The organism is uncultured Allobaculum sp., from assembly GCF_948576815.1.
GTDB lineage: Bacteria > Bacillota_I > Bacilli_A > Erysipelotrichales > Erysipelotrichaceae > Allobaculum > Allobaculum fili.
Map to the genome: position 1 here is coordinate 1 of NZ_CAPAEZ010000090.1, position 8,396 is coordinate 8,396.

Genomic DNA, 8,396 nt, shown 5'->3' on the forward strand with positions numbered 1-8,396 from the left:
TAATCGCATGTCTGGTCATGAAGCCAGGCAGAATTAAAAGAGAGCCTCGAAAAAAGGCTCTCTAATGAGATAAAATTTCAAAAACGAGCGATTAGTATAGTTAAGCTCGTTGGGAAAGTTCTAATTAATTGTTTTTGTCAATTGAAAACTGGTCCAGTTGCGTAATTGAAAACTGATCCACTTTGGAACTCCGCTCTTAAAGCTGGTTATTGGACGCGTTTCCGTAAATATAGAATCGTGCTTCCTGCTGCCGTAAAGAGAAGGATCCAGAACCAGACAAAAGTCAGATTTCCTGTATTTGGCGGCCAAGCGGGCTTTGGAGCGGCGGATTTAACCATATTCACAAAGACAGGCTCTTTGTCATAGGTAACGGCTGCTGCCAGTTTTCCCGAGCTGTCTTTTTCAATTTTAACGTTCACTTTGAACTGCGACGAGTCGTATTCAATGCTGGTATCCTTTCCGGCCTTTTCACGAAGAATCAGTTCTTCTGTGCCTTCCTGGTCGAAAGCCAGCGGATCAAAGACAATCGATCCGTCCTTTTTGTTGGTGACGGTCTGAATGACGTTTCCATCGTGAACAAGTTCAAAGGAAAATGCCCCTTCCTTGAGGGTTCCGTTTTTCAGCTGCTTTTTCGCGGCGACTGCAACCCTTACCGGCTCGGTCGCGGAGGATGTATACACATTATGAAATGGGAGATTCTGCGGCCAGACGACGGAAATAGTCAGTGCACCTTCCTTAAGGGACACATTGTAGCTCCACTTGAGCAGGGTGCTGTCGTAGTGAATATTTTGATCCTCTCCGGCATTTTCCTGCAGGGTGATTTCGTAATGACCGGGCTTTACAAAGCGAAGTTCCTTGCCGAAAAAGGCAATATCGCCATTGGCCGCATTGGTAACGTCCTGCGGACTGTCCCATAAATTGCCGTCGACGAATACGCCATCCGCGACGTCCGTTTTCAGACTCCAGGTAAAATGGAATTCATTTTCTTCGAGTGTTTTGCCGCTCAGTTCCTTTGTACCAAACGGGAGCGCATCGGCAACAGCGGGAATCGCGGCAATTGGATTTTCAAAAAGAATCTGATCGACCGGCTGATCATTGCGGAAGATTCTGGGCTGCTGAGCAGTAAGCACGCCCTGTCCGTTATCGACTACATCGATTTCAATTCGATATTTGGCCGAATCAAACTGCAGAGCTTCCTGCGGATAACCGGAGACGGCAGGGAGTTCTTCCAGCTGGTATACATAAGTTCCAGCCTTGTGGAACGTCTGATTTTTCAAAATATCAAAGGCGCCTTGAGGCGAATACAAAACGCTTTGTACCCCTTTTGGATCCGTCATCAGAAAACGGAAGATCGCATCTTCGATTCCAGAATCCGCTGTGGAGGAGAGAACAATTTTTCCTCCAGTTAGGGAAACGGCACTCTGTTCATCGAACTGCGGCGCATAGAGATTTTCAAACTGAAGCGCGTTCGCGTCGTAGTCGGCGTGATTGAGATACGTAATATGCGCCTGCAAACTGGCGGTTCGCGTATCAAGAGCTACTTCGGCCATCACATAATGAAGACTCGCATCCTGTTCAATGGCCGGCGAATGGGTTGAATCTTCCTGAATCTGGAAGAAGTAGCGTCCCGGCTTTAAAAACTGAATGTTTTCAAAGGAAAAGTCGGCTGGACTGCCGTTTTCTGCAGCTCCAGAATAGACGGGATCCGAGATCTGAATGCTTTTGTCTGCAATCGCCTGGATCGTTTCCGGATTTGCACCGGAAAGAGTAAACGAGAATTCATTGGCTGCCATATCGCGTCCCTGCAACGTTTTCTCACCCTGGATCGATGCGATGGCTGGGGAATACTCGTAATGGTTGGTCAGCACGGCCTGCTCTGGAGTGAGAGGCTGATGATCCTGCGTAAAATACTGTGGCGTGCAGACTACGGTTTCCGTGCCGTACACCAGTGCTCGGGTAACCACCACGTCCAGAAGAATCTTCTGATTGCTTGCCGACATGCCAGGAACAGCCGGGTTGAGGGACTCAATTGGATCTTCGCTGATCTCGTAATGGTACGTCTTGCCGATGTGTGAAGAATCAAAGGAAATCGCCGGGAACTGCACTAGCGATCCGGCATTGGCAGCCTGAACGGACCCATTGGAAGTTCCCGCAGGCATCGGAGCGTCTTCATTGAGTGCGTGAAGGGTAAAGGAAAACGTAAATGCGTCAGGGGCGGCTATGCCACTTTGTTCGCTGTCTGAACCGTTTGGAAACGCTGCAATCTGTTTGGTGATGGAAGGACTGTACTGGGTTTCCTGCGCATTATACGCATTGGTAAATACGGCGGAACCGACTGCGTTCTGAACCGATTCGCCCTGATCATTTCGCAGCTGAATAATCTGGGGGGGGCCGACCTGCATCGTTCCGTTGCCGCCATCGGTTACCGTGATCTGCACCGCATACACGCTCAGGGAATTTGAGACGCCGGGAAGAGATTCTTCCGGTTCTTTTTCATAGATCGCGTAAATGTATTGACCGGGACGATCAAACGTAACCGATCCAAAGTCAAACGCTCTCGAAGCGTCCGATTCCTGAACGACCGCATTCGCTTTTTGCGGCAGCGGGGCGTTCGCCGGGGAAAGGGCACGGACTTCAAAAGTAAAGGAATCGCCATTCTGCCAGTTTCTGCCGGTGAGGACTTTTTCGCCGCGCAGATAACTCTGATCCGGCGTCAGCGTTAATGGGCTCAGGGAATACGTATTCACAAAATGAATGGATGCGCGCGTACCCGGGATGAATTCAAGGGCTTCTGAGGAATTGCTGTCGCTTTCCTCCGTTTGACTTCCCTGAATCGTATGAACCGAGCAGGTGAAACCCGGAACAGGGGTTTCTTCGATTTGAAGGGAAGAATACAAAGGAACATTTTTAAGACGGATGGACTGTGTGCTGGAAAGTCTGAACGATGCTTTTCCGTTTGTGAACGACAGCTGATCGTCCTGATGCTCCGTATTTTCGATATCGATCTCTCCAGTAAAGGGAGTTCCATCCGGCTGAGTCAGTGTGGCTTCGTAAGTAAATACCGTATCGGGAGCGGGGTAATCGTCCTGGGAAAGCACGGTTTTTGAAATGGTGACGGAATGGTCGAGAGAGAGATCGAGCCGTCCGTTATTTCCAAGATACAGACGATAGGATGAACCGTCTGTTTCGCTCTCTTTTTCCAGTGTCGTAAGGTTTTTTTCGGTTTCGGTCGGATTGTTTTCTTTAAGCGCGGTCTGTAACGCTGTCGGATCAGAATGTTCGGCATTATAAAACTCGTTTTCCGCTGCAGGGGTAAAGGAAGCCCAGGCTGCGCGACGGCTTTCCCATTGATTGGAAAAGAAACTGTACATGCTGATTTGCTGCGCGGTCGAGCTTTGGGCATGGGTGTTCAACCAGTTGACCGATTCCAGCGAGCTATCGTTTTTGATTCCTTTTAAAGCATCTTTCATAGAAATATTCAGGCTCGCCGTTGTCTGCACGGAAATCGGAATCGCATAAGTGACTTGTGCCGAATCGCTCATGTTTTCTTTTTCCGGCAGGGACGTGCGCGCATACACATCAAGTGGAAGAAGGACTGCCGGAATCTGGGTTTCGAGAATATCGCCAATTCCGTGCTGTCCTTTGGTGATCGTCACCTTGATATCGGACAGATTGGCCATGACGCCTGGTGCGTTAGTCGGCACTTGCCCAGAGAAGCGATAGAAAACAACATTTCCATTTGCACTTTGCGAGACAGGAGAATATTCCTGCCCGTTTACCGAAAGGATGGGATCGTCATACTGCATCCACTCACCGGCTTCGTCGTGCAGGGTGATATACCCGGAACTTTCTGGAGCGTTCGGATCGGTCTGGGTCGGATAGCCGCTTCCGCCGTCCATCGTCTGGAAAACAAAGTCAAAGGCGGCTTCCAGATCGGCTGGATTGTCGGCGCTCATATAATACTGATCGGAAGAGCGCGGCCCGAGGTCTTCGGAATACAGGGTGGCGTCCGGAAAGTTCGAAGAAACCGCCTGCATGAAGCGGTTTGTATTTTCCTGGCCATTGACCAGCGCAACGTCGACATTGGGATCAGCACCAGGGAAAATGCCGATCGAATAGATCCTGGCTCCGGATTTTCGAATGCTGCTGGCCGCGGAAACCGCTTCGTTGGCGATGGAACGGGTGAAACCGTAACCGTTCGAGGGCATGCCGTCGGTAAAAAAGATGACGATCTTGCTGCGGCCGTCCTGCTGGGATTCCTGAATCATTTTCTCGCCTTCCTGGAGGCCAAGGTTGCAGCAGGTAACGCCTTGGACCGAAAGCGCGTTAACGCAGTTCCGAAGGGACTGTATATCGCTGGTCAAAGGGATTTCCACCTTTGCATCATCGTTATACGTAATAATTCCGAGATTGGATTTCAGGGAATTCTCCCCGATCTCGCTGTTTGATTTTTCCAGACTGTTGATAAACAGATTCACGGAATCTTTCATGGCTTCAATACGCGTCATTCCGGAATCGTTATAGCTGGCTATCATGCTTCCAGAAGTGTCGAGAACCATGACAACATCTACCGGATTGCTTAAAAGACCGGTAACGTTCGTCCAGCTTGAAAGCGCGGAGAGCGATACGTCAAACGAGGAATCTTCCGGCTGACTGGCCGTATGCAGCTGGACGTTTTTGGAAACAAGAATTTCCCCAATCCTGGACATGGACGTCTGCAGAGAACTGTACGGATCTGCGGACATGGAAAAAGAAATCGTATGATCGGCATTACAGCTGCTTGCCGCTTCGCGGGGCGTCAGAACGCGTTCACCGCCTGCAAAGCTGCCGGCCGAAGGCGAGGATCCTTCTGCATCGTGATCCGCTTGCTGTGTCGTTTCCATAGTCTGCGAAACCTTTGCGGATGAGAAGTTCGTTTCCTGCGCATGAGAGGGAACGATGGAAACGCCGTATCCCAGACAAAGCGCAAAAATGACCAGCCAGGAAAGCATCCAGTGCAGGAAACCGGATTGTTTTTGCCTTCGCTTTTTGTAAAAGACCTTTTGGGACTGATCTTTACCATATACATGTTTTTGATTGTTCCACCGCTTCATAAAGCCTCCCTTACTGTCATGGCTGTCCACATGCTCTCATCTGAAATGTATCATTTTGAAAAAATACAATCCGTTGCGGTGACTAAGATATTTAAATGAGACATTATGATCCGAAACAGTAAGAAACTGTCGAAAATGTTGAATTATTCAGCAAACTGAACGTGTTACGTCAATGCCATTCGGTTAACTTAATGACATTGTACTTCGATGAAAAAAACGGAAGAACGTGAACGAGTAATGTTCAGTTCTTCCGATTCGTCTTTTCGTCAATGGAAGAGCGAGCGATTTGAAATTTCAAATCCGCTCGGCAAATGTCCGAATCCTTAGTTTTTGAGACTGGCAGAAATCGCCGCAATGGCTCCATCGCTTGCTGCGGTTACAACCTGACGCACTTTTTTCGCCCGAATATCTCCGATGGCATAAACGCCGTCCAGATTGGTTTCCATCGATTCATCGGTTAGAATGTAGCCGGCTTCATCGGTTTTCACGCCTTTGAAAAGCGGGGAATTTGGAATGGCACCCGCATAAACGAAAATACCGGCACCTGGATCGGTAATAATACGCTCCGATCCATCGTTCAGATCGGTCAGGGTGAGAGTGTCGACTTGTTCGTTTCCGCTCACTTCAGTAAGGGCGCTGTGGGCAATGACTTCAATGCGGTCGTTATCGGCGACTTTTTCACGGAACTCAGCAATACAGGCCAGAGCCGGTTCAATGCAGACCAGATAAACCTTATTCGCAAATTCAGAAAGATACAGCGCTTCTTTCACGGCCCCGTCTGCACCGCCAATAACATAAACATCTTTACCGGCATACGTTTTGGCATCTCTCGGCGCGTTCAGATACATGCCTGGATTGTCTTCACCGGGAATGCCCAGTTTCTTCTTTGTTCCGCCGGCCGCAATGATTACGACGGGAGCGGTATATGTATTCTGCTCGGTCACTACCGTTTTCATTGGCTGATCGAGTTTTGTATCGATAACTTTTTCCTCAACGACTTCCACGTTGTAGCGATCTGCCTGATCCTGCATGCGCTTCGCAAATTCTGCACCGGTTTCCTGGTCCAGAACGCCTTCGTAATGGGTAATGCAGGAGACGTTCTTAATGAGGCCGCCTACACCGTTTTCATCCAGGACAACAACGTCCCTGCCGCGGCTTTTCGCATAAACAGCAGCGCTGATTCCCGCAGGACCTGCGCCGACAATAATCATATCGTACATAAATAAACCTCCGCTTCTGCCCCCAAACCCGCAAAAAATAAGAATCCTGAGCGGTCAGCTCGAGAAGAAGTTTTGCCGGGAGCAGATTCATCTATATTTTATAAGCGGGGAACAGGTGGAGCTTGTAATCTGCTCATGTCTGTTTTGACCTGCAAAGGAATGAAAAAGGGAGCGGGGAAGAAAGAATCAGACTCAAATTCTATGTTTATTCCATCGCCTTCCTGGTTCGAAATAATCGAATACCTGGTTTTAATGGGGAAGGGTAACGAATACATAAAAATGCCAGAGAGAAAAGCGAGATCCGTCTTTTCCGTCTGGCGTTTTCGCGTTGAAATAGATTGCCTTCAATCCAATTGTTTACGCAGCTGGCGCAATTACGTTAAAAAGCGCTAAGTTCGACTTCGTTCGTGAATCTGTTCTGGATCTGCTGGCGCAATTTCGTTTAAAAAGCGCTGAAGTTCGGCTTCGTTCGCAAATCCGTTCTGGATCTGTTCTTCAGTTAAAAGACTTTCCAGATCTTTTCTGCTTACCGACAGACTGTCGCCGTTTTTATCCTGTACGCGGATTTCCTGCAGAGCAGGGGTTAATGCCAGTATGATTTTGCAGCGGTCTTTCCAGGAATGAACCTCGGATTCAGAAAACTGATTCAGGGTGCAGTCTTCCGTTTTCCATATCCAGATTCGAGATTGTGGATCTTCCGTGTAGTCCATTGTGAAAGAGACGGGCCTGTGATCCACCGTGAAATTCGGCCAGCACAGCGGCATTCGCTGAGTGTCGCCTGGAGATCCGTTCATATACGGAGCGTAATAGCGGCCCATCGCATTAATAATCTCCCCATCCCGGTAAATGACTTCTCCCTTAAGCGTAATTTGCTGGACGGACTGCGGAAAGTCGACTTCAACGGTTTCTTTCTGGCTGAGCAGGCCGCTCCCGCCATAGAGCGTCAGTTCGCAGTTTTCATTGCTGGCGTCGCAGGCGATCTGGCTTTTTACAAATCCGATGGAAGGACTCGTACCGGCTATAACAAGAACGGTGGAGTTTCCATCCTCGCTTTGATACTGCGACCGGATGTAGACATCCTGTACCTCCAGACGGCTGCCGTGAAAAAACAGAACGCCGGACCCGATGCCAAGAACCAGACAGAGAAGGATCAGAACGGTGACGATCACCCGATTTTTTCGAAGCGTACGCCCTGTCTTTTTCAGGGCGTTTTTTACAGGAATGTCCTGTACGTCCGGGATCTCTGGGACGGGTTGACGCATCGCATCCCATTCGGCTTTGCATTTCGGACACTGATCGATATGTCTCTGGATAAACGCACTGCTTAATGGGCTGGTCAGTCCTTCCACGTAAAGAGGAAGAAGATCCTGTACCAGTTCACATTGCGTATTGGAATCAACGAATTCCTTGTCGAAAGCCGTCTCCATATTCATTGAATTTTCTGTATTCGCATTCCTTTTATCTGGATTGTTCTCCGGTAAATTCATCATTTTACATTCCCCTCTTTCCTTAGCCATAATTCGCGAAGCTTTTCCTTGCCTCGATAAAACATCACCCGGCTCCACGTTTCGCTTCTGCCCAGTATTTCTCCGATTTCCCGATAGCTCATGAAACAGAAAATTCTCAGATACAGGATTTCCCGGTACGGTTCAGAAAGCTCATGCAGGCATCCAAAAATGCGCAGATCCCTTTGTTTCGGATCGAAGGAGAACATTTCTTCTGCCAATGGAACATGATTCTTCTGCCGCCGCATAGCATCGCAGTACAGATTTTTTGCGATCGAGCAAAGCCATGAGGAAAGGGAACTGTTTCCCTGGAACGTATCGATTTTCAGAGCGGCCTTCAGAAAGGTTCCTGCATCAGGTCTTCGGATAAAGCTGGATTCTGACTGAGCGAGAGCAGATACAAGTACACCTTGCGGGAATAGGTTCTGTACATCTGATCAAGATCCTGATTCATCGTGTTCCTCCTTTCACTTATAAGACGCAGGAACGCTGTACTTTGTTACATCCAGGAGAGATTTATTTTCAAAAGTAAGTGTCAAACAATCGACGGGTATACGCGAGACTGAATATTAGATACG

4 protein-coding genes are annotated in these 8,396 nt (G+C 48.7%); all 4 read right to left on the reverse strand.

Features of this window, described 5'->3' with window-relative positions:
* Positions 1–206: 206 nt before the first annotated feature.
* Entirely contained in the window at positions 207–4,991 is a 4,785-nt protein-coding gene (locus tag Q2J39_RS09895) for a Spy0128 family protein (RefSeq protein ID WP_288340493.1), read from the reverse strand.
* Between the two features lie 425 nt (positions 4,992–5,416).
* Positions 5,417–6,313, reverse strand: a complete 897-nt coding sequence (locus Q2J39_RS09900) for an NAD(P)/FAD-dependent oxidoreductase (RefSeq protein ID WP_230267001.1) — start codon at positions 6,311–6,313, stop codon at positions 5,417–5,419.
* A gap of 389 nt (positions 6,314–6,702) precedes the next feature.
* Positions 6,703–7,746: a zf-HC2 domain-containing protein gene (locus tag Q2J39_RS09905; protein ID WP_230267002.1), complete on the reverse strand. Its 1,044-nt coding sequence runs from the start codon at positions 7,744–7,746 to the stop codon at positions 6,703–6,705.
* Positions 7,747–7,799: 53 nt separating this feature from the next.
* Complete coding sequence (locus tag Q2J39_RS10825) at positions 7,800–8,186, reverse strand: sigma-70 family RNA polymerase sigma factor (protein WP_353960998.1); 387 nt, start codon at positions 8,184–8,186, stop codon at positions 7,800–7,802.
* Positions 8,187–8,396: the final 210 nt, after the last annotated feature.

Coding starts and splice junctions, on each gene's coding strand:
- Q2J39_RS09905 (WP_230267002.1), bottom strand. CDS start 7,746: ATGAATATGGAGACGGCTTTCGACAAGGAATTCGTTGATTCCAATACG.
- Q2J39_RS09900 (WP_230267001.1), bottom strand. CDS start 6,313: ATGTACGATATGATTATTGTCGGCGCAGGTCCTGCGGGAATCAGCGCT.
- Q2J39_RS09895 (WP_288340493.1), bottom strand. CDS start 4,991: ATGCTTTCCTGGCTGGTCATTTTTGCGCTTTGTCTGGGATACGGCGTT.